The sequence below is a fragment of the Burkholderia sp. Tr-20355 genome (assembly GCF_017104685.1).
GTDB classification, from domain to species: domain Bacteria; phylum Pseudomonadota; class Gammaproteobacteria; order Burkholderiales; family Burkholderiaceae; genus Burkholderia; species Burkholderia seminalis.
Map to the genome: position 1 here is coordinate 1 of NZ_JAAGPK010000017.1, position 20,224 is coordinate 20,224.

20 protein-coding genes and 1 tRNA gene are annotated in these 20,224 nt (G+C 67.2%); 7 read left to right on the top strand and 14 right to left on the bottom strand.

The genetic code is table 11. From position 1 onward, the window contains the following. Positions 1 to 127 precede the first annotated feature (127 nt). The 7 genes from G3N62_RS06865 to recA all read right to left on the bottom strand — a co-directional run bounded on the left by G3N62_RS06865 (position 128) and on the right by recA (position 6,563). Complete coding sequence (locus G3N62_RS06865; RefSeq protein WP_034189068.1) at positions 128 to 724, bottom strand: pilin; 597 nt, start codon at positions 722 to 724, stop codon at positions 128 to 130. Positions 725 to 819: 95 nt separating this feature from the next. Then, positions 820 to 1,524 carry a TerC family protein gene (locus tag G3N62_RS06870; RefSeq protein WP_034189067.1) on the bottom strand — a complete coding sequence of 235 codons (705 nt, stop codon included), beginning with the start codon at positions 1,522 to 1,524 and terminating at the stop codon, positions 820 to 822. Positions 1,525 to 1,680: 156 nt separating this feature from the next. Beyond that, a complete protein-coding gene (sucD, locus tag G3N62_RS06875; protein ID WP_006477916.1) occupies positions 1,681 to 2,562 on the bottom strand; it encodes a succinate--CoA ligase subunit alpha in 882 nt (293 codons plus the stop codon). Positions 2,563 to 2,631: 69 nt separating this feature from the next. Next, entirely contained in the window at positions 2,632 to 3,798 is a 1,167-nt protein-coding gene (gene sucC, locus G3N62_RS06880) for an ADP-forming succinate--CoA ligase subunit beta (RefSeq protein WP_006477915.1), read from the bottom strand. 68 nt (positions 3,799 to 3,866) lie between these two features. Beyond that, positions 3,867 to 4,475: a DUF2889 domain-containing protein gene (locus tag G3N62_RS06885; protein ID WP_034189066.1), complete on the bottom strand. Its 609-nt coding sequence runs from the start codon at positions 4,473 to 4,475 to the stop codon at positions 3,867 to 3,869. 145 nt (positions 4,476 to 4,620) lie between these two features. Further along, on the bottom strand, positions 4,621 to 5,490 hold the full coding sequence (gene recX / locus G3N62_RS06890; protein WP_124671207.1) for a recombination regulator RecX: 870 nt from the start codon (positions 5,488 to 5,490) through the stop codon (positions 4,621 to 4,623). Further along, entirely contained in the window at positions 5,490 to 6,563 is a 1,074-nt protein-coding gene (gene recA, locus G3N62_RS06895; protein WP_034189064.1) for a recombinase RecA, read from the bottom strand. Before recA ends, recX begins: the two co-directional genes overlap by 1 nt. Positions 6,564 to 6,751: 188 nt before the next feature. On the opposite strand from recA, the gene G3N62_RS06900 reads away from it, so the two are divergent. From G3N62_RS06900 to G3N62_RS06915, 4 genes are all read left to right on the top strand, one after another. Continuing rightward, complete coding sequence (locus G3N62_RS06900; RefSeq protein ID WP_034189063.1) at positions 6,752 to 7,480, top strand: response regulator transcription factor; 729 nt, start codon at positions 6,752 to 6,754, stop codon at positions 7,478 to 7,480. 17 nt (positions 7,481 to 7,497) lie between these two features. Next, positions 7,498 to 9,045, top strand: coding sequence for a sensor histidine kinase (locus tag G3N62_RS06905; protein ID WP_034189062.1), 1,548 nt, complete (start codon positions 7,498 to 7,500; stop codon positions 9,043 to 9,045). Positions 9,046 to 9,272: 227 nt separating this feature from the next. Further along, positions 9,273 to 10,931, top strand: a complete 1,659-nt coding sequence (locus G3N62_RS06910) for an MFS transporter (RefSeq protein WP_049029339.1) — start codon at positions 9,273 to 9,275, stop codon at positions 10,929 to 10,931. 162 nt (positions 10,932 to 11,093) lie between these two features. Continuing rightward, positions 11,094 to 11,170: transfer RNA gene (locus tag G3N62_RS06915), tRNA-Met, on the top strand. A gap of 225 nt (positions 11,171 to 11,395) precedes the next feature. Here the strand turns inward: G3N62_RS06915 and G3N62_RS36260 are convergent. Continuing rightward, complete coding sequence (locus tag G3N62_RS36260; protein WP_260435850.1) at positions 11,396 to 11,518, bottom strand: hypothetical protein; 123 nt, start codon at positions 11,516 to 11,518, stop codon at positions 11,396 to 11,398. A gap of 180 nt (positions 11,519 to 11,698) precedes the next feature. Here G3N62_RS36260 and G3N62_RS06920 point away from each other — a divergent pair, with 180 nt between their 5' ends. After that, a complete protein-coding gene (locus G3N62_RS06920; RefSeq protein WP_206141215.1) occupies positions 11,699 to 12,187 on the top strand; it encodes a hypothetical protein in 489 nt (162 codons plus the stop codon). Between the two features lie 73 nt (positions 12,188 to 12,260). On the opposite strand, the gene G3N62_RS06925 is transcribed toward G3N62_RS06920, so the two are convergent. Continuing rightward, complete coding sequence (locus G3N62_RS06925) at positions 12,261 to 13,235, bottom strand: LysR family transcriptional regulator (protein WP_049034673.1); 975 nt, start codon at positions 13,233 to 13,235, stop codon at positions 12,261 to 12,263. A 176-nt stretch (positions 13,236 to 13,411) separates the two neighbouring features. After that, positions 13,412 to 14,383, bottom strand: coding sequence for a GlxA family transcriptional regulator (locus G3N62_RS06930; RefSeq protein ID WP_049034671.1), 972 nt, complete (start codon positions 14,381 to 14,383; stop codon positions 13,412 to 13,414). A gap of 117 nt (positions 14,384 to 14,500) precedes the next feature. Here G3N62_RS06930 and G3N62_RS06935 point away from each other — a divergent pair, with 117 nt between their 5' ends. Next, positions 14,501 to 15,184 (top strand): DJ-1/PfpI family protein, encoded by a 684-nt coding sequence (locus G3N62_RS06935; protein ID WP_049034669.1) that lies wholly within the window; start codon positions 14,501 to 14,503, stop codon positions 15,182 to 15,184. A gap of 59 nt (positions 15,185 to 15,243) precedes the next feature. Continuing rightward, entirely contained in the window at positions 15,244 to 15,555 is a 312-nt protein-coding gene (locus tag G3N62_RS06940; protein ID WP_034189052.1) for a cupin domain-containing protein, read from the top strand. A gap of 46 nt (positions 15,556 to 15,601) precedes the next feature. On the opposite strand, the gene G3N62_RS06945 is transcribed toward G3N62_RS06940, so the two are convergent. The 4 genes from G3N62_RS06945 to G3N62_RS06960 form a co-directional block, all read right to left on the bottom strand. Continuing rightward, complete coding sequence (locus G3N62_RS06945; RefSeq protein WP_034189051.1) at positions 15,602 to 15,886, bottom strand: PAAR domain-containing protein; 285 nt, start codon at positions 15,884 to 15,886, stop codon at positions 15,602 to 15,604. A 144-nt stretch (positions 15,887 to 16,030) separates the two neighbouring features. After that, the gene (locus G3N62_RS06950) at positions 16,031 to 17,233 is read right to left on the bottom strand and encodes a porin (RefSeq protein ID WP_124671116.1); all 1,203 of its coding nucleotides are present in this window, start codon (positions 17,231 to 17,233) and stop codon (positions 16,031 to 16,033) included. A 116-nt stretch (positions 17,234 to 17,349) separates the two neighbouring features. After that, the gene (locus G3N62_RS06955) at positions 17,350 to 18,822 is read right to left on the bottom strand and encodes an amidase (RefSeq protein ID WP_082744749.1); all 1,473 of its coding nucleotides are present in this window, start codon (positions 18,820 to 18,822) and stop codon (positions 17,350 to 17,352) included. Between the two features lie 39 nt (positions 18,823 to 18,861). Further along, positions 18,862 to 20,178: an MFS transporter gene (locus G3N62_RS06960; protein WP_051701003.1), complete on the bottom strand. Its 1,317-nt coding sequence runs from the start codon at positions 20,176 to 20,178 to the stop codon at positions 18,862 to 18,864. Positions 20,179 to 20,224: the final 46 nt, after the last annotated feature.

The window sequence follows — 20,224 nt, forward strand, 5'->3', positions numbered from 1 at the left end:
GTACCATCCGGCGCATCGCAGTATGGTGGTCGGTGGTCTTGTGTCTTTTTGAAGCAGGCGACGGCCTACGTGGTCGCGGTTCGTGACTGGAGTTCAGGCTGGTGCTCTGCCGATCTCGCCTCCGGCGCTATGCGCGGCACTCCGCGGGCGCGAATTTCGCGGGCAGCGTCGCGGTGGCGCTCGGCAACGGCCCGGCCCCCGGCGCCGGCAGCGACGACGCGTCCTTGCCGGCGGCGAAGCACTCCCACGCAATCGCACCGGCCTGCATCGCACCCTTTTTAAGCGCCACGCGCGCGGTGGGCGCATCGGCCTTGTCGGGTACGGACGGCACGAGCACCAGCGTATTCGCGCCGGCCGCGGCGACGCGGGGGGTAAACGCGACGGTGATCTGGCCGGTGTTGCCGTCGATGGCCACCGATTCGACGTTGCGGGTCGCGGCCGGCGGGCCGTAACCGCCATCGAGGCTCGCGCCGCTCGCCGCGTTGTCGGCCACCGCGAGCCGAGCGGACGACGCAAGCGCAAGCCCCTCGCCGACCCGGGAACGCGCGAGGTAATCCTGATACGCGGGAATCGCATAGGCCGCGACGACGCCGACGATCGCCAGCACGATCATCAATTCGATCAGCGTGAAGCCGGCCGGCCGCCAGCGCGGCGCGGGCCGGTTCGCGCGCCGCAGATCGGCGGCCACGCGACGGAACAGGGAAACGGAAAAGGCTTCGAACATGGCAGGCTCCGGAAACGAAAAACGCCTGCCGATCAAGGCAGGCGTTTCGATCGTAGCCAGCGGGCCGTGAAGCCGGCAGTCGGCCGGACGGCCAGTCAGCGCGCGTGCGGCGCGCCGTGGCGCTTCCTGAGTGCGTAACCGATCGCCACGACGAACAGCGCGCCCGCGATGCTCGCGCCGTAGAGCACCGGCTGCGTATCCAGCACCGCCCAGCGGTCGCCGACGGGGTCGTTGACGATCAACCCGCCCGCGATCCAGCCGAGCAGTCCGGCGCCGAACGCCACGACGATCGGGAAGCGGTCGAGCAGCTTCAGCACCAGCGTGCTGCCCCACACGATGATCGGCACGCTGACGACGAGCCCGAAGATCACCAGCGCGATCCGGTGCGACGGATCGGCCTGTTCGGCCGCGCCGGCGATCGCGATCACGTTGTCGAGGCTCATCACCGCATCGGCGATCACGATCGTCTTCACGGCGTCCCACAGCCGGCTGGCCGGCTTGATGTCGTCGTGCGCGTCGGCGGCCGGCGCCATCAGCTTGATGCCGATCCACAGCAGCAACAGCCCGCCGCCGAGCTTCAGGAACGGCACGTCGAGCAGCGCGACCGCGAAGGTGATCAGCGCGACGCGCAGCAGGATCGCGCCGGCGGTACCCCAGACGACGCCGCGCAACCGCTGGTTGGCCGGCAAGTTGCGGCAGGCGAGCGCGATCACGACCGCGTTGTCGCCGCCGAGGAGGATGTCGATGACGATGATCTGGAGAATGGCGCCCCAGTGCAGCGATGTCAGGAATTCGAGCATGGCGGTGAGGACAGGACAGCGGCCGCGTCGCAGGCGGCCCGGTTCATCGCCGGCACATGCGCGACGCATGCCCGGTGCTTACGAATTCATTGCGCGAGCATAACAAAAAACGCCGGCAAAGCCGGCGTTTTCTGCAGGACGAACCCCGGGGAAATATTACAGCGCCTTCTTCAGCAGACGGCCCATTTCCGACGGGTTGCGCGTGACGGTGATGCCACACGCTTCCATGATTTCCAGCTTCGCTTCGGCCGTATCCGCACCGCCCGAGATCAGCGCGCCGGCGTGGCCCATGCGCTTGCCCGGAGGCGCCGTGACGCCCGCGATGAAGCCGACCACCGGCTTCTTCATGTTGTCCTTGATCCACTCCGCCGCATTGGCTTCGTCCGGACCGCCGATTTCGCCGATCATCACGACCGCATCCGTGTCCGGATCGTCGTTGAACATCTTCATCACGTCGATGTGCTTCAGACCGTTGATCGGGTCGCCGCCGATACCGACCGCCGACGACTGGCCGAGGCCCAGTGCCGTCAGCTGCGCGACCGCTTCATACGTCAGCGTGCCCGAACGCGACACGACGCCGATGCGGCCCTTGCGGTGGATGTGGCCCGGCATGATGCCGATCTTCAGCTCGTCCGGCGTGATCGTGCCCGGGCAGTTCGGCCCGAGCAGCAGCGTCTTGCGGCCTTCGCGACGCATGCGGTCCTTCACTTCGATCATGTCGCGCACGGGGATGCCTTCCGTGATGCAGATCGCGAGATCCAGGTCGGCTTCGACCGCTTCCCAGATCGCAGCCGCCGCGCCTGCCGGCGGAACGTAGATGACCGACACGGTCGCGCCGGTTTCCGCCTTCGCTTCCTTGACGCTCGCGTAGATCGGAATGCCTTCGAAGTCTTCGCCGGCCTTCTTCGGGTTCACGCCCGCGACGAATGCTTCGCGGCCGTTTGCGTATTCACGGCAGGCGCGCGTATGGAACTGACCGGTTTTGCCGGTAATGCCCTGCGTGATGACCTTCGTGTCCTTGTTGATCAGAATCGACATGTATTTTGACCTCTGTTCGATGGGCGTCGCGTGCAAACCGCGCCGCCCTACGTGTTCATTAGCGCGTGCTTACTTGCCTGCGGCAGCCGCGACGACCTTCTGCGCAGCCTCTTCCATGCTGTCGGCCGAGATGATCGGCAGGCCCGAATCGGCCAGCATCTTCTTGCCGAGGTCTTCGTTCGTGCCCTTCATGCGCACGACGAGCGGCACGTTCAGGTTCACGGCCTTCGAACCGGCGATCACGCCTTCCGCGATCACGTCGCAGCGCATGATGCCGCCGAAGATGTTCACGAGGATCGCCTTCAGGTCCGGGTTCTTCAGCATCAGCTTGAATGCTTCCGTGACCTTCTCGGTCGTCGCGCCACCGCCGACGTCCAGGAAGTTCGCCGGCTCGCCGCCGAACAGCTTGATGGTGTCCATCGTGGCCATCGCGAGGCCTGCGCCGTTCACGAGGCAGCCGATGTTGCCGTCGAGCGAGATGTACGCGAGGTCGAACTTCGACGCTTCGATTTCAGCCGGATCTTCTTCGTCCAGATCGCGGTAAGCGACGATTTCCGGGTGGCGGAACAGCGCGTTCGAGTCGAAGTTGAACTTCGCGTCGAGTGCGGTGACCTTGCCGTCGCCGGAGACGTTCAGCGGGTTGATTTCAGCCAGCGATGCGTCGGTTTCCCAGAATGCCTTGTACAGGCCTTGCAGGATCGCGCGCGCTTGCGGGATCGAAGCAGCCGGCACGCCGATCTTCGCGGCGAGGTCGTCGGCCTGGGCGTCGAGCAGGCCCGTCGACGGCTCGACGATGACCTTGTGGATCAGTTCCGGGTGCTTTTCGGCAACTTCCTCGATGTCCATGCCGCCTTCGCTCGAACCCATCAGCACGATCTTTTGCGAGATGCGGTCGACGACGAGGCTGACATACAGTTCCTGCTTGATGTCCGCGCCTTCTTCGATCATCAGACGGTTGACCTTCTGGCCTTCCGGACCGGTCTGGTGCGTGACGAGCTGCATGCCGAGGATCTGGTTCGCGTATTCGCGCACCTGCTCGATCGACTTCGCCACCTTCACGCCGCCGCCCTTGCCGCGGCCGCCCGCGTGGATCTGAGCCTTCACGACCCATACCGGGCCGCCGAGCTCTTCCGCCACCTTGACGGCTTCGTCAACCGAGAACGCCGGCTTGCCGCGCGGTACCGCGACTCCGAATTTCCGCAGGATTTCCTTACCCTGGTACTCGTGAATCTTCATGCGTGATTCCCTTCAGTCTGAGAGTTGGATGAAAAGTCGCTTAAGACGCTTCTTCGAATGATTTCCGTTCATTCCTTCGTGCTGCCGTCACCGGGCATATCCGGCCGAATCGGGCCGTACCAGCGCGGGTAGTACTGCCGCACGACCTCGCCGTCGAACCGCAGCGCACGGCAGCGGCCGAGCTGGAACGGCGGTTCGGCGGGCGCGCCGTCGTGATCCGGCCCTTCGCCGCCCTCCTCGCGCACGTTCCACACGTCACCGGCGAACGCCTGGATCGCCGCCGTCGGCAGCACGGCGCACAGTTCGGTGAGATGGGAGCAGCCTGCGACGCCGGCGAGCAGCCGGTTCGCGTTGCGGCGGAAATTGCGGAAGAGATTGAGCCCGATGAGGGCCCGGTAGGCAGGCGGGGCGGATTGACAGTGACCGGGATACGGCACCCATTCCGAAGACGCTTCGGCGTCGACGACATTGAGTTCACGATCGATAGTCACGCGCAGCCAGAGTTCGTGGATCGGCAGGCCTTGGGGCCGGATGCCCGACGCAAGCGCGACATCGCGCGGCTTGTGGTCGGTCAGGCAGGCTTCGATGTCCCACAAGCCGTCGCCGCGCTCGTAAGCTTCCGCTCGGATTGCGCGTCGATGTCGCAACTGACGGGGCACGGGCTCGGATAGCGGCATGCTGGAGGTTGAGGCCGAAGAGGAAAACCCATGGATTTTAGCATATTGGGTATTTGAGACAGTTTGACGCGACGGCGGGTATTCCCGCCTGTCCGGAGGCGGTTGCATTGCAGCAAAATCGCGCGCCACGCGCGCGACCGGCCGGTCAGTCGTCGATCGGGAAATCGTCGCCGACCTTCAGCAACTTCACGATGGTCGAGCTCGAGAAGCCGCGCGCGGCAAGAAAGCGGGCCTGCTTCGCACGCTCGGCCGGCGTTTGCGGCAGTGCACCGAATTTCTTGCGCCAGACGGCCTGCGCACGGGCCCATTCGGTCTCGCGCAACTGCGCGTTCACTTCCTCGACGAGCGTGTCGCCAACTGCGTGACGCTTCAGCTCGCTGACGATGCGCGCGACGCCGACGCGCGATGCGCGGCGATGCACGAGGCTCTCGGCGAAGCGCGCATCGGACAACCAGCCGTCCTTTTCCAGCGCATCGAGCACCGGCTCGACGGATTCTTCTTCGCCGACGTAAGGCGCGAGCTTGCGCGCGAGTTCCACGCGACTGTATTCACGCCTCGACAAATAGCCGAGCGCACGGCCCTTCAATGAACGTGGCGGTTTCGACGACTTGCGTTCGGCGGTGCCCGGCGTGTCGCCGGATGAAGTACCGGAAGACGCACCGGACGCACGGCGCGTGCGGCGCGGATGCTGGCTGCTGCGGGTATAGACGTCTTCCCGTGCCGGCGCCGATGCATCGGCTGCGCGATCGCCCGGGAAGCGGACACCGGACACGCGACGGCGTGACCGGTCGTGCGCGTCGAACGATTCGTCGTCGTCGAACGGATCGTCGGGCGCGGCAATCTCAAACGAAACGAGGGCATCGCCGGATGCCCTCGTCGCGGTGCGGTTCGCGGCATCGCTGCCCGCGGCCCGCCGGTCGGTGCCCGAGGATCCGGCTCGCCGGCCGGAGCGACCCGCCGCTTCGGGCGCGTCGCTCTCCGCCGGCTCGCCAGCCTGACCTCGGCGCGCAACCATCACTCTTCTTCGTCCACCGCCTCGGCTTCGTTGCCGACTACGCCATCGGGCATGCTGGCGACACCGAGCGATTCACGGATGCGGTTCTCGATCTCGCGTGCGATTTCCGGATTTTCACGCAGGAATTCACGCGCGTTGTCCTTGCCCTGGCCGATCTTCTCGCCGTTGTAGCTGTACCAGGCGCCCGCCTTGTCGACGATCTTCGCCTGCACGCCGAGATCGATGATCTCGCCCTGGCGCGAAATGCCTTCGCCATACAGGATGTCGAAAATCGCTTCGCGGAACGGCGGCGACACCTTGTTCTTGACGACCTTCACGCGGGTTTCGTTGCCAATCACCTCGTCGTTCTTCTTGATCGAGCCGATCCGGCGGATGTCGAGACGCACCGACGCATAGAACTTCAGCGCGTTGCCGCCCGTCGTGGTTTCCGGGTTGCCGAACATCACGCCGATCTTCATCCGGATCTGGTTGATGAAGATCACGAGGCAGTTCGTGCGCTTGATCGTGCCGGTCAGCTTGCGCAGCGCCTGCGACATCAGGCGGGCCTGCAGACCCGGCAGCGAATCGCCCATCTCGCCTTCGATTTCGGCCTTCGGCACGAGCGCCGCGACCGAGTCGATGACGATCATGTCGATCGAGCCCGAGCGCACCAGCGCGTCGGTGATTTCGAGCGCCTGCTCGCCGGTGTCCGGCTGCGAGATCAGCAGTTCCGGCACGTTCACGCCGAGCTTCGACGCGTATTGGACGTCGAGCGCGTGCTCGGCGTCGATGAACGCCGCGGTGCCGCCCAGCTTCTGCAGTTCGGCGATGACCTGCAGCGTGAGCGTGGTTTTACCCGACGATTCCGGACCGTAGATCTCGACCACCCGGCCGCGCGGCAGGCCACCGACGCCCAGCGCGATGTCGAGACCCAGCGAGCCCGTGGAGACGACCTGGATGTCCTCGGCCGCTTCGCCGTCGCCCATCCGCATGATCGACCCCTTGCCGAACTGCTTCTCGATCTGCGCGAGTGCGGCCGCCAGCGCCTTGCTCTTCTCGGCGGTCATCCCGGAGCCCTTCTTGCTATCTTCCATGAATCGTCCTTTGCTATGATGAGCAGCGTCTGTTAAAGGCGCGCCCGCTTCCAAGCGCCGCCCACGAATGCAGACACTGTATAAAAAAACAGTAGTTTATGCAAGCCCGCAATGCGGGGCGTTGTACACGAATAACTCCGGAGACAGCCGCGTCGGCGCGAACGCCTCGCCGGCCATCGGTCAGCAACATGCGAATCCTCATCGCCGAAGATGACAGCATACTCGCGGACGGCCTCACCCGGTCACTCCGCCAATCGGGCTATGCGGTCGATCACGTGAAGAGCGGCGTCGATGCCGACACCGCGCTGTCGATGCAGACTTTCGACCTGCTGATCCTCGATCTCGGGCTCCCGAAAATGTCCGGGCTCGAAGTGCTCAAGCGCCTGCGCGCGCGCAACTCCAACCTCCCCGTGCTGATCCTGACGGCCGCCGACAGCGTCGACGAACGCGTGAAGGGGCTCGACCTCGGCGCCGACGACTACATGGCCAAGCCGTTCGCGCTCAACGAGCTCGAGGCGCGCGTGCGCGCGCTGACCCGGCGCGGCGCGGGCGGCGGCCCGACCGTCGTGCGCCACGGCTCGCTCGCGTTCGACCAGGTCGGCCGCATCGCGTACGCGAACGATCACGTGCTCGATCTCTCCGCGCGCGAACTCGGCCTGCTCGAAGTGCTGCTGCAGCGGATCGGCCGGCTCGTGTCGAAGGAGCAGCTCGTCGATCACCTGTGCGAATGGGGCGAGGAAGTCAGCAACAACGCGATCGAAGTCTACGTGCACCGGCTGCGCAAGAAGATCGAACCGAGCGGCGTGCGGATCTCGACCGTGCGCGGCCTCGGCTATTGCCTCGAGAAGGCCGCGCCCGCCGCGCCGGCCGATACGGCAGCGCCCCAGCCCGCGACGGCCGGCACGCCGCTGCGCTGACGGCGGGCGGCGCCGCGATGGCCACGCCGGCCCATTCCCGCCATCCGACCGGCGCGCCGTCGTCGGCCGCCGACGAGGCGCGCGACGCGCGCTACGAGAACCCGTTCGCGCCGCCCGACGAAACCGAATCGCCCGAGGCGCCGCGTCCGCGCTCGCTGTTCGGCGAGATCCTCGACTGGATGCTCGCGCCGCTGCTGCTGCTGTGGCCGATGAGCATCGCCGTCACCTACCTCGTCGCGAAGACGATCGCGAACGGCCCGTTCGACCGTGCGCTCGAAACCAATGCGTACGTGCTCGCCCGGCAGATTCATCCGGTCAACGGCGTCGCCGAGCTGACGCTGCCGGAGCAGACGCGCGACTTCCTGCGCGCGGACAACGTCGACAGCGTTTACTTCCAGGTGCTCGGCACGCGCGGCGAACTGGTCGCCGGTGAAGCCGACATGCCGCTGCCGCGCGACGAGGACCGCCCGCCGCCCGGCGTCGTCGTGTTTCGCGACGACCTGCTGCGCGGCAACGACGTACGCGTCGCCTATACGACGGTCGCCCTGCCGCAATCCAGCGGCGCGCAGCCCGTGCTCGTGCAGGTCGGCGAGACGCTCGACAAGCGCAACGCGCTCGCGAACGACATCATCAAGGGCGTGATCCTGCCGCAGTTCGTGATCCTGCCGCTCGCGATCCTGCTCGTGTGGTTCGGGCTGTCGCGCGGGCTCGCGCCGCTCAACGCGCTGCAGGCGCACATCCGCGCGCGGCGGCCCGACGACCTGTCGCCCGTCGAGGCGCAGCGCGCGCCGCCCGAGATCGAACCGCTCGTCACGTCGTTCAACGACCTGCTCGCGCGCCTCGAACAGAACATGGCGCTGCAAAAGCGCTTCATCGCCGACGCCGCGCACCAGATGAAGACGCCGCTCGCGGGCCTGCGCACGCAGGCCGAGTTCGCGCTGCGCCACCCGGTCCCGCCCGACGTGCAGCGCTCGCTCGAACAGATCGCGACGAGTTCCGAGCAGGCCGCGCGGCTCGTCACGCAGCTGCTGGCGCTCGCGCGCGCCGAGAACCGCGCGAGCGGCCTCACGTTCGAGCCGGTCGAGATCGCCGCGCTCGCGCGGCGCGCGGTGCGCGACTGGGTGCAGGCCGCGCTCGCGAAGCGGATGGATCTCGGCTACGAAGGGCCGCCGGACGACGCGCCGCTCGACGTCGACGGCAATCCGGTCATGCTGCGCGAGATGCTCGGCAACCTGATCGACAACGCGATCCGCTACACGCCCGAAGGCGGCCGCATCACCGTACGCGTGCATGCCGACCCGGCGGCGCGGCTCGTGCATCTCGAAGTCGAGGATACGGGCCCCGGCATCCCGGCCGCCGAACGCGAACGCGTCGTCGAGCGTTTCTACCGGATCCTCGGCCGCGAAGGCGACGGCAGCGGCCTGGGGCTCGCGATCGTGCGCGAGATCGCCACCCAGCACGGCGGCACGCTGACGCTCGACGATCACGTCTACCAGCAGGCGCCCCGCCTGGCCGGCACGCTCGTGCGTGTCAGCCTGCCGCTGACCGGCACGGCCCCGGATTAACCCTGACGCGCGCCGCCGGCAGCCGGCGCAAATGCGTCGAAACCGGCGATTTACCGGACGATCGCACCACAATCGACGCGTGTAGCGGCCGATTCGGCACGGGTTAACGTGCAGTCGTTTTGTGCGCGCGAGTCAGTCCGCCGTAAGTTTCCGTGCCAATAATCGTCGTCAGGCCCGCCCCTCCCAAGGCGGCCGCATATCTATATCAAGGGACTTGGAGACGATTCATGGCAACGTTAGGCGGGCAAATTTCGCACTCGCCGATGACGGGCGAAGAGAAGAAGGTGATCTTCGCGTCGTCGCTCGGCACCGTGTTCGAGTGGTACGACTTTTACCTGGCCGGCTCGCTCGCGGCCTACATCAGCAAGAGCTTCTTCTCCGGCGTCAATCCGACCGCCGCGTTCATCTTCACGCTGCTCGGCTTTGCAGCCGGCTTCGCGGTGCGGCCGTTCGGCGCGATCGTGTTCGGCCGGCTCGGCGACCTCGTCGGCCGCAAGCACACGTTCCTCGTGACGATCGTGATCATGGGCGTTTCGACGTTCGTGGTCGGCTTCCTGCCCGGCTACGCGTCGATCGGCATCGCCGCGCCCGTGATCTTCATCGCGATGCGGCTGTTGCAGGGCCTCGCGCTCGGCGGCGAGTACGGCGGCGCGGCGACCTACGTCGCCGAACATGCGCCGGCGAACCGTCGCGGCTTCTACACCGCGTGGATCCAGACGACCGCCACGCTCGGCCTGTTCCTGTCGCTGCTCGTGATCCTCGGCGTGCGTACGTTCATCGGCGAGGAAGCGTTCGGCAGCTGGGGCTGGCGCGTGCCGTTCGTCGCGTCGATCCTGCTGCTCGCCGTGTCGGTGTGGATCCGGATGCAGCTGAACGAATCGCCGGTGTTCCTGCGCATCAAGGCGGAAGGCAAGACGTCGAAGGCGCCGCTGACCGAAGCATTCGGCCAGTGGAAGAACCTGAAGATCGTGATCCTCGCGCTGATCGGCCTGACGGCCGGCCAGGCCGTCGTGTGGTACACGGGCCAGTTCTACGCGCTGTTCTTCCTGACGCAGACGCTGAAGGTCGACGGGGCCAGCGCGAACATCCTGATCGCGATCGCCCTGCTGATCGGCACGCCGTTCTTCCTGTTCTTCGGTTCGCTGTCGGACAAGATCGGCCGCAAGCCGATCATCCTCGCGGGCTGCCTGATCGCGGCGCTGACCTACTTCCCGCTGTTCAAGGCGCTCACGCACTACGCGAACCCGCAGCTCGAGCTCGCGACGCAGAAGGCGCCGATCACGGTCCTGGCCGACCCGGCCACCTGCTCGTTCCAGTTCAACCCGGTGGGCACGTCGAAGTTCACCAGCTCGTGCGACATCGCGAAGAGTGCGCTCTCGAAGGCCGGCCTGAACTACGAGAACGTCGCGGCACCGGCCGGCACGCTGGCCCAGATCAAGGTCGGCGACACAGTGATCCAGACCTACGACGGCAAGGCGGCCGACGCGAAGGCGCAGGGCGCGGCGTTCGACAAGACGCTCGCATCGACGCTGAAGGGGGCCGGCTACCCGGCGAAGGCCGACCCGGCGCAGCTCAACTGGCCGATGACGATCGTGATCCTGACGATCCTCGTGATCTACGTGACGATGGTGTACGGCCCGATCGCCGCGATGCTGGTCGAGATGTTCCCGACGCGGATCCGCTACACGTCGATGTCGCTGCCCTATCACATCGGCAACGGCTGGTTCGGCGGCTTCCTGCCGGCGACCGCGTTCGCGATCGTCGCGGCGAAGGGCGACATCTATTCGGGCCTCTGGTATCCGATCGTGATCGCGCTGGCCACCTTCGTGATCGGCCTGCTGTTCGTCAAGGAGACGAAGGACTCGAACATCTACGCGCAGGATTGAGGTTGTCCGGGCGGGCGGATGCGGGTTGCCGGACGGGTGTTCCGGCGACCGGCAAACCGCCCTGCCGCGAGGGCGTCGCGGGTCATCCGGCAACTTTTTTCACGGGAGATGGAAAAAGCTGTTGACAGCCAGGCGGCCGACCGACATAATTCAATTCTTCACGGCGAATTAGCTCAGTCGGTTAGAGCGACGGAATCATAATCCGCAGGTCCGGGGTTCGAATCCCTGATTCGCCACCAAATGCGAAAAGCCGCTGTTTCGAAAGAAACAGCGGCTTTTTTCATTGCTGTGTGGCTCCGGCAGCAGCCCCCGCCGATAAACATCGCGTACGCCCGGTCCAGCGGGTTCCGCAATCGGGATCCGCCATGCGCTTATTGGCATCCGCCAGCATGACCCGTTCCGGCGTGTCGCGACCGCCCACCCATCCCGTTTTTTTCCCGACGTTCGTCGCTCCCGCGGCGAAATCACATCGCGTCGACCGCTCCGGTCTCCGCCAGCATCCGCCGGCTGTAGGCAAGATCGCGAACCGGCCACGACGAAATCCGGTCGAGATCGGTGGCAGGCGTGGTGGCCGTGCTGGTTGGCATGCGCGTCGTTTCACCGCGAGACGACCTGGACAAAAGCAAGATCGACGCAATCCTGAAGGCCGCGCTCGCGGACAAGAACACCGCTCCGACCGACGCCTGCGTCAGCCTGGCCGGCGCCGAACTTCCTGCGGAGTCAATGCGAAGGATTTGCCGAGGGTCGACGGCGTAGTGAGATCAGACGTGCAGGCATTGATCAACCGCGGACTGATTACCGTGAAATTCAATGCAGGCAAAGGACGACCGACCGTGAGAAATCCGGACTACGAATCACGCGACACCCATGTCCCGTTGAGCCACATCGCGCTCACCCCCGTCGGAAAGTCGTTCTATCGGTACGTGGAACTCGAGACGACCGACGGGTCGGTTCCCGGTGGACGGGCGCTGCTCATGGTGAACCTGTTCTGCGCGCACGTGACCTATGGTGGCGTCGAAAAATTCATGGAGCCGTCCAAGAATCCGTTCGACGACAATCCGCACCTGGTCTCGTGGGTCAATTTCCTGTGGAAGCCGGGTCGGCCAGCCACACCGTGGCTGGCCGACCCGGACCTGCTGGGCTCGCTGACGTTTTATCCCGAAGAGGACGGCTGGGCGCACAAGGGAATTCTCCTCGAACGGGACGACAACGGGCACTGGACGCTCGGAGAAAATCCGTACGCGATCCGCTGGTAGGCCCGCCATAAGACGTGACGGTTCAGCTGCCCGACGATCGACGGATGAGGCATTCACGGCAAGTCTCGTCGCCTTACGCCGCTACCGCCCCTCTCTGCTGCTTCGCCGCCTGCGCCCCCACCCGCCCCCGCCAGTTCTCCCCGCCCTCCAGCGCCGGCGTCGACTCGAACACCTCCGCGATCCAGTCGGCGAACACCCGCACCTTCTGCGACAGATGCCGGTTGTGCGGATAGACGATCGAAATCGGCTTCGGCTTCGGATTGCAGTCCGGCAGCACCTCGACCAGCGAACCGTCGAGCAGGTTCGGCAGCACCATGAACAGCGTCGGCTGGATCATCCCGAACCCTTCGAGCCCGCACGTCACGTAGGCATCCGAATCGTTGACCGTCACGCTGCCGTTCATCCGCACCTCGAACGGCTTGCCGTCGATCATGAACACCCACGGAATCGCCCGCGCGCCGTGGCTCGAACGGAAATTCACCGCATGGTGCTCGGCGAGATCGGCGATCTCGTGCGGCTCGCCGTGACGCTCCAGATATTCCGGCGACGCGCAGGTCACGCGCTTGAGCATGCCGATGCGCCGCGCGACCATCGACGAATCCTCGAGCGGCCCGACGCGGATCATGCAGTCGATGCCCTCCTCGACCGGATCCACATAGCGATCGGACAGCCCCAGCTCGAGCGTGATGTCCGGATAGCGCTGCCGGAAAATCGACAGCGACGGCAGCACGATGCGCCGCCCGAGCGAGCTCGGCATGTGAACGCGCAACACGCCGCTCGGCTTGCGGTTGCCGGCCTGGAAACTCGCGTCGGCTTCCGCGATCTCCGAGATGATCTTCGTGCAATGCTCGTAGTACGCGGCGCCCTCCGGCGTCAGCGACAGCCGGCGCGTCGTCCGGTGCATCAGGCGCACGCCGAGCAGCGCCTCGAGATTCTGGATGATGGTCGTCACCGACGCGCGCGGCATCGCGAGCGTATCGGCCGCGCGCGTGAAGCTGTTCGCGTCGACCACACGGGTAAAAACTTCCATTGCCTGGATTCGGTCCATCCTGCTTCCCCCTTCGAATCGCCAACAGAACAGAATAGAGCGCGCGACGGGCGCGGCACAAGCCCCCGCCTATTGTTCTCCGATCCTGAATAGTTTTGGCATTTCGGATTCGAAACCGACCGGTTTCCGTTCAGTTCCGGACAGCAGCCGCTCCGTCCTCGATCACGCCCCGCACGTCATCGCACGAAGCGTTCGCGATAGCCCTGCGGCGACACACCGAGCACGCGCACGAAACTGCGCCGCAGCGTCTCCTCCGAACCGAAGCCGCAGCGCGCGGCGATCCGCTTGACGGGCCACGCCGTTTCGCCGAGCAGGCGCTGCGCGGCCTCGACGCGGATCTGCTCGACCGCGCGTGCGGGCGTACGGCCCGTTCCCGCGCGATAGTGGCGCACGAAGCTGCGCTCGCTCATGCGTACGCGCTCGGCCAGCGCGGGCACCGACAGGTCGGCCGTCAGGTGCTCGGCCATCCATGCATGCAGTTCGCCGAACCGGTCGTCGGTGCGCTGCATCGACAGCATCGCGCTGAACTGCGCCTGCCCGCCCGGACGCTTCAGGAACACGACGAGTTCGCGTGCGACGTCGAGCGCGGTCGCGCGCCCGAGATCCTCCTCGACCAGCGCGAGCGCGAGATCGATGCCGGCCGTCACGCCGGCCGACGTCCACAGCGCGCCTTCGCGGATGAAGATCGGATCGGACTCGACGCGCACGTTCGGGTAGCGCGCCGCGAATTCGTCGCAGCGCGCCCAGTGCGTGACCGCGCGCCGCCCGTCGAGCAGCCCGGCCTCGGCGAGCAGGAATGCGCCGGTACAGACCGACGCCACACGCCGCGCGCGCCCGGCCTGCTGCCGCACCCAGCGCACCAGCCGCGCATCCTTCGACGCCGCATGCACACCCTTGCCGCCGGCGACGATCAGCGTATCGGGAGGGCGGGCAGCCGAGCGCAGCGACTCGGCCATCACGACAAGGCCCGACGACGTCTCGACGGGCCCCGCGTCGACCGCCACGACGCGCGGCGCATACGGCGCCGGCTGCCCGCGCTCCAGCGCGAGCTCGTTGACGGAGGCGAACACCTGCAGCGGCCCCGACACGTCGAGCAGTTGCGCGCGCGGGAACGCGAGGACCAGGATCGAACGCGGAGCGGCAGGCATGGCGATTGGCTGAAAACGTGGGTGATATGGCAATTTCGCCAAACACTACGCGCCTAGAATCGATCTGTCCATCCCGTGCCGGCAACGGCGCGCTCCACTTCCACTCGGAGTCTTCGCATGACCCTGCATATCGGCCTTCTCGTATTTCCGGGCGTCCAGCAACTCGACCTCACCGGCCCGCACGACGTGCTCGCGTCGCTGCCCGACGCAGCCGTCCACCTGGTCTGGAAGTCGCGCGACGCCGTCGCGTCGAGCAGCGGCCTCGCCCTCACGCCGACCTGCACGTTCGACGACTGTCCGCCGCTCGACGTGATCTGCATTCCGGGCGGCATCGGGATCAACGAACTGCTGCTCGACGCCGAAACGATCGCGTTCGTGCAACAGCGCGCGGCCGCCGCACGCTATGTGACGTCGGTCTGTACGGGTGCGCTGCTGCTCGGCGTGGCCGGCCTGCTGCACGGGCGGCGCGCGACGACGCACTGGGCGTTCCACGCGCTGCTCGAACCGCTGGGTGCGGTGCCCGTGCGCGAGCGCGTGGTGCGCGACGGCAACCTGATCACGGGCGGCGGCGTGACGGCCGGCATCGACTTCGCGCTGACGATCGCCGCCGAGCTGGTGGGCGACGAAGAAGCGCAGGCGATCCAGTTGCAGCTCGAATACGCGCCCGCGCCGCCGTTCGCTGCCGGCTCGCCCGACACCGCGCCGGCAGCGGTCGTGAAGCGCGTCACCGAACGGTCGGCCGCCGGCTTCGCGAAGCGCAAGGCGATCGTCGAGCAAGCGCTGCGCGCGACGTCGCGCTGAATGCGGATACCAATGAAATGACGGAAACACGACGCGCATTCGCGCCGGAGCACGCATCGATGAACATTGTCCGGAGTGCCGACTACACGGCGGACCGCGCATGGGGCGCGCTCGACATCGCGAAACTGAACGGCATCACGGTCCGGCTGCACTGGACCGACGCGCCCTATCGATGGCACGTGAACGACGGCGAGGAGGTGTTCGCGGTACTCGACGGCCGCGTCGAGATGCGCTATCGCGAAGCGGGCGTCGAGCATGCGGCGGTGCTGGAAACGGGCGATGTCTTCCACGCGACGGCCGGCATGGAGCATGTCGCGCACCCGCTCGGCGAAGCGCGCATCCTCGTGATCGAAACGGAAGGCAGCGTCTGACGGCGGCCTGCAGCCGCGCGACGACGACGTACGACGAAGGCGGGCTTCAGCCGGTGATCGTCCCCGTTGCCTGCGACGGAATCAGCTTCGGCTGCGGCGTGCACAGACACTGGCACAGGTCGTGTTCGAGCGCGACGACCTTGCCCATCACGGTCATCGTCCGCTCGCCGCCGTCCGACACGATCACGCCGGTGGTCTTGCACGCGGCGCAGAGCACCGGTGCGCCGAGATAGGCGAGTTCGCGTCCGTCGAACGACGAGTTGGCGATCCCTTCGAGCACCACGCCACCGTGGTCGGTCGTGTCGCCTTTCAGAATGAATTTGCGGCTCATGTGTCGGTTCTTCCCTCGGAAACGCCGCGCGGCGCGGCAACGCGGCCGCATGCGGGCAATCGGATTCCGCCCGTCGGTCGCGGGCGTTCCGCGAGCATATCACCGCGCGCGGCGGCCGCCTGCCGGTTGCCGCGCCCGCCCCCGTCAGAACTTGTGCCGGATGCCGATCCGCGCCTCGAACTGGCGGTCGTTCGCCGACGCGCCGGGGCCGTTGATCGCGGCGACCGCCGCGCGCCCCGTCGAGTCGGTGCCCGATGCGCGCTGATAAACGGCGGTCAGGTACACGTCGGTGCGCTTCGACAGGAAGTAGTCGAGCCCGGCCGCGGCCTGGTGGTACGTCGCACCGTCGCGGCCGTTCACGCCACCGCCGCGCGTGTAGTCGTACGCGACGCCGCCGAACAGGTAAGGCGTGAACTGGTAGCGCACGCTGGCCTCGACGTTGTTGAACACCGCGTTGCCGGACACGCCGCCGGGGTTCGGCCCGGACGACAGGTCGCCGAGTCGACGGAACGACGTGTTCGTGTACATCGCGCCGAGCGTCACCGCGCCGATCGCGTAGGTGCCGCCCGCCGCCGCCACCTGCAGCGTGCGCGCCGACGCATAACCGGCATACACGGGCGACAGCATGTTGTTGCCCGGCACGCCGCCGACGACCGGCGCGGGGCTGCCGGTCGTGCCGAAGAACGACACGTTCGGATTGCGCGCATTCAGGTAACCGGCCGCGACCACGAGCGGCCCGCGCGCGTAGCCGGCCGTCATCGACCACACCTGGTTGCGCGTCGCCGCGCCCGCGATGCCGCCCACGCCGTACATGGCCGCGAAGCGGAATCCGCCGTAGTCGCGGCTCGTGAACTTGATCGCGTTGTTGGTCGAGTTCGCGTTGTTCACGTTGTCGAGATCGCCGGGGTGCGCAACCATGTAGCCGCCGAACAGCGCGGCGGCCTCGAGCGGCCCGAGGAAATCGACGTTGGTGTCATACTGACGCCCGAGCGTGACGGTGCCGAACGGCCCCGACAGCCCGACGAACGCCTTCTTGCCGAAGATCAGCCCGCCCTGCCCGAGCTTGCCGGTGCTCGGGTCGAAACCGTTCTCGAGCGTGAAGACGGCCGCCAGCCCGCCGCCGAGATCCTCGACGCCGCGCAGCCCCCAACGGCTCGCCTGCTGCACGCCACCGAGCATCCGCCACGCCGGCTTGCCGCTCACGGCACCGTTCGGGCCGGCGACCGCGAGATTGCTCGTGTAGGTCAGCCCCTCGTCGACAATGCCGTACAGCGTCACGCTGCTCTGTGCGTGCGCCGCACCCGCGATCAGCGCGACGCCCGCGCCTGCCAACAGCCGTTTTTTCATCGGAAGGTCTCCATTGCGCGGGTCGAATGGCAAAACGCAGGCGTGCGCGTCCCCCGCAGGCGCGCGGCCTGCTCCGGTGCACACCGGAACGGTCAGCGGTGAATCGGGGAAGACGGCTAGCGCATCGCGTCGGCGACGACGGCGGGCGAAACCCGGCGGCGGCCGGCCGCGACTTCGTACGCGTGACCGAACTGCAGCACGCCCCAGTCGTCGCGGTAGCGGCCGACGATCTGCATGCCGATCGGCAAACCGGTCGCGCCGAAGCCGCACGGCACCGACAGGATCGGCGCCTCGGTCGACGACAGGTACCAGCACACACGCATCCAGTCGATGTACGACGTGCTCGCGACACCCTGCACGTGCGCAGGCGAGCGCAGGTCGACGTCGAACGGCATCATCTGCGTGGCCGGCAGCACGTAGAACGCGTAGCGCTGCATGAACGCGCGCATCCGCTCGAACAGCCGCGTCTTGCGCACGAACATGCGGCCGAGATCGGCGGCCGTCAGCGACCGATGCAGCCGGTATTCATCGTGAATCTCGGGCTTCAGCGCCGCACGCTGCGCTTCGTCGAATCCGTCGACCAGCGTGCCGATCATCCATGCGCGCTCGATGCGGAACACGTCCTCCGCATCGGACAGGTCGGGATCGTCGAATTCGACTTCGCAGCCAAGCGCCGCGAACACACGCGCCTGCGCATCGACCGCCCGACCGATCTCCGGATCGACCGGCACGCCAGGCAAGCCGCGCGACATCGCGATGCGAGTGCCGCGGAAGTCGCGTTCGAGCGGCTGCGCGAAGCGTACGCCCGGTTCCGCGAGTTCGGTCGCGGTCTCGCCGCTCGGCCCGGCGATCGCCGACAGCAGCAGCGCGGTATCGGCCACGTCGCGCGCCATCGGCCCGTCGACGCCGAGCGTCGCCCAACCGTTCAGGTCCGGCGCGCGCGGCACGCGGCCCGGCGACGGCCGCAATCCGACCACGTTGTTCCACGCGGCCGGATTGCGCAGCGACCCGCCCATGTCGCTGCCGCACGCGAGCGGATTCATCCCGCACGCGAGCGCGGCGGCCGCGCCGCCGCTGCTGCCGCCCGCCGAACGCGTCAGGTCCCACGGGTTGCGCGTCGCGCCGAACACGTCGTTGAACGTGTGCGACCCGGCGCCGAATTCGGGCGTGTTCGACTTGCCGATCATCAACGCGCCGGCGCTCGCGCAGCGGCGCGCGACGAGCGCGTCATGCTGCGGCACGTGAGCGGCGAACAACGCCGAGCCGTACGTCGTGCGCACGCCGCGCGTCGCGGTGAGATCCTTCTGCGACACCGGCAGACCGTGCAGCGGCCCCTGCCATGCGCCGCGCATCCAGCCGGCGTCGATGTCGCGCGCACGAGCACGCAGCAGGTCGGGATCGACGACGGTCACGAGCGCGTTCACCCGAGGGTTCACCGTCGCGATCCGGGCGAGATGCGCGTCGAGCAGGTCGCACGCGCTGATCTGCCGGGTCATCAGCAGGTCGAGCATCGTGCGGGCGGACAGGTCGCACAGTTCGCCGGCCGTGACGTCGGCGGGCGGTGAGGAAAGCGAAACGGTGGCGGTCATACGGTTCGGCGCGAGGAGGAAAGAAGGAGACGGCGGCAATCACGCATCGTGTTCGCTGCGATCCGACGCGAACGCGAGCGCGACGAGCGACAGCACGCCGCAGACGATCACGTACCACGCGGGCGCAGCCGGATTGCCGGTCGCGCCGATCATCCACGTGACGATGAACTGCGCGAAGCCGCCGAAGATCGACACGCCGCCCGCATACGCGATCGACAGCGCGGTGGCGCGCGTGCTCTTCGGGAACAGCTCGGCGAGGATCACGCCGTTCGCGCCGGCGTTGATCGAGTGCAGTGCGGCGAGCAGCATCACGACCGCATACATCGTCGCGATCGACGGCACCGCGCGGATCAGCCAGAAGCCCGGCAGGATCAGCACGGTCAGCGCGACGCGCGACCACAGCGCGACGCGCTTGCTGCCGGTGCGGTCGGACAGCCGCCCACCGATCGGCGCGGCGACGAACATCACCGCGCCGGAGAGGATCCCGCACCACAGCGCGGTATCCATCGGCAGGTGCAGCACCTTGATCGCGTACGTCGACATGTAATACAGCACGATGAAGTGCGCGGCCGTGCCGCCGACCACGAGGCCGAGCGCGGTCAGCACGGCACCGCCGTCGCGCCGCAGCACGGTGCCGAGCACCGCCGACGAACGCCGCGCGGCCGCGGCCGGCGCGTGCTGCTCGATCGCGCTGAAGCGTGCGCGCAGGTAGAGGCCGATCGGCGCGATCAGCACGCCCAGCAAGAACGGCACGCGCCAGCCCCACGTTTCGAGCGAGGCGGTATCGAGGAAATGCGACAGCAGGAAACCGACGAACGAGCCGGCGAGCGCCGCGGCACCCTGGCTCGCGAACTGCCAGCTCGTGTAGTAGCCGCGTTCGCCGGCCGGCGCGCGCTCGGCGAGCAGCGACGTCGACACGCCGACCTCGCCGCCGGCCGAAAAGCCCTGCAGCAGCCGCGCGACGACGACCAGCACGGGCGCCGCGAGGCCGATCTGCGCATGGGTCGGCAGCACACCGATCATCCCGGTGCCGATCGCCATCGTGACGAGCGTGAGGTTCATCGCGGGCACGCGGCCGAAGCGGTCGGCGACGAGCCCGATCACGACGCCGCCGACCGGCCGCGCGATGAAGCCGACGCCGAAGGTCGCGACCGACATCAGCAATTGCTGCTGCGCGGAGACCGCGGGAAAGAACAGTTTGCCGAGCAGCACCGCGAAGAAGCTGAACACGGTGAGATCGAAGAATTCGAGGCCGTTGCCGATCGTGATCGCGACAATCAGCTGACGATTGGACGGGGATGCGGCAACGTCGCCGACATGCCCGCCGAACATGCTGTCTGCTCGGGGCGCCTTCATGAAGGTATGTCTCCGTACTGGTTACGCGTGTCGTGTGCCCGGCCCG

Bases quoted from the DNA above. Each gene is read 5' to 3' on its own strand.
- G3N62_RS06865 (WP_034189068.1), bottom strand. From the start codon at position 724: ATGTTCGAAGCCTTTTCCGTTTCCCTGTTCCGTCGCGTGGCCGCCGAT.
- G3N62_RS06870 (WP_034189067.1), bottom strand. From the start codon at position 1,524: ATGCTCGAATTCCTGACATCGCTGCACTGGGGCGCCATTCTCCAGATC.
- sucD (WP_006477916.1), bottom strand. From the start codon at position 2,562: ATGTCGATTCTGATCAACAAGGACACGAAGGTCATCACGCAGGGCATT.
- sucC (WP_006477915.1), bottom strand. From the start codon at position 3,798: ATGAAGATTCACGAGTACCAGGGTAAGGAAATCCTGCGGAAATTCGGA.
- G3N62_RS06885 (WP_034189066.1), bottom strand. From the start codon at position 4,475: ATGCCGCTATCCGAGCCCGTGCCCCGTCAGTTGCGACATCGACGCGCA.
- recX (WP_124671207.1), bottom strand. From the start codon at position 5,490: ATGGTTGCGCGCCGAGGTCAGGCTGGCGAGCCGGCGGAGAGCGACGCG.
- recA (WP_034189064.1), bottom strand. From the start codon at position 6,563: ATGGAAGATAGCAAGAAGGGCTCCGGGATGACCGCCGAGAAGAGCAAG.
- G3N62_RS06900 (WP_034189063.1), top strand. From the start codon at position 6,752: ATGCGAATCCTCATCGCCGAAGATGACAGCATACTCGCGGACGGCCTC.
- G3N62_RS06905 (WP_034189062.1), top strand. From the start codon at position 7,498: ATGGCCACGCCGGCCCATTCCCGCCATCCGACCGGCGCGCCGTCGTCG.
- G3N62_RS06910 (WP_049029339.1), top strand. From the start codon at position 9,273: ATGGCAACGTTAGGCGGGCAAATTTCGCACTCGCCGATGACGGGCGAA.
- G3N62_RS36260 (WP_260435850.1), bottom strand. From the start codon at position 11,518: ATGCCAACCAGCACGGCCACCACGCCTGCCACCGATCTCGACCGGATT.
- G3N62_RS06925 (WP_049034673.1), bottom strand. From the start codon at position 13,235: ATGGACCGAATCCAGGCAATGGAAGTTTTTACCCGTGTGGTCGACGCG.
- G3N62_RS06930 (WP_049034671.1), bottom strand. From the start codon at position 14,383: ATGCCTGCCGCTCCGCGTTCGATCCTGGTCCTCGCGTTCCCGCGCGCG.
- G3N62_RS06935 (WP_049034669.1), top strand. From the start codon at position 14,501: ATGACCCTGCATATCGGCCTTCTCGTATTTCCGGGCGTCCAGCAACTC.
- G3N62_RS06940 (WP_034189052.1), top strand. From the start codon at position 15,244: ATGAACATTGTCCGGAGTGCCGACTACACGGCGGACCGCGCATGGGGC.
- G3N62_RS06945 (WP_034189051.1), bottom strand. From the start codon at position 15,886: ATGAGCCGCAAATTCATTCTGAAAGGCGACACGACCGACCACGGTGGC.
- G3N62_RS06950 (WP_124671116.1), bottom strand. From the start codon at position 17,233: ATGAAAAAACGGCTGTTGGCAGGCGCGGGCGTCGCGCTGATCGCGGGT.
- G3N62_RS06955 (WP_082744749.1), bottom strand. From the start codon at position 18,822: ATGACCGCCACCGTTTCGCTTTCCTCACCGCCCGCCGACGTCACGGCC.
- G3N62_RS06960 (WP_051701003.1), bottom strand. From the start codon at position 20,178: ATGAAGGCGCCCCGAGCAGACAGCATGTTCGGCGGGCATGTCGGCGAC.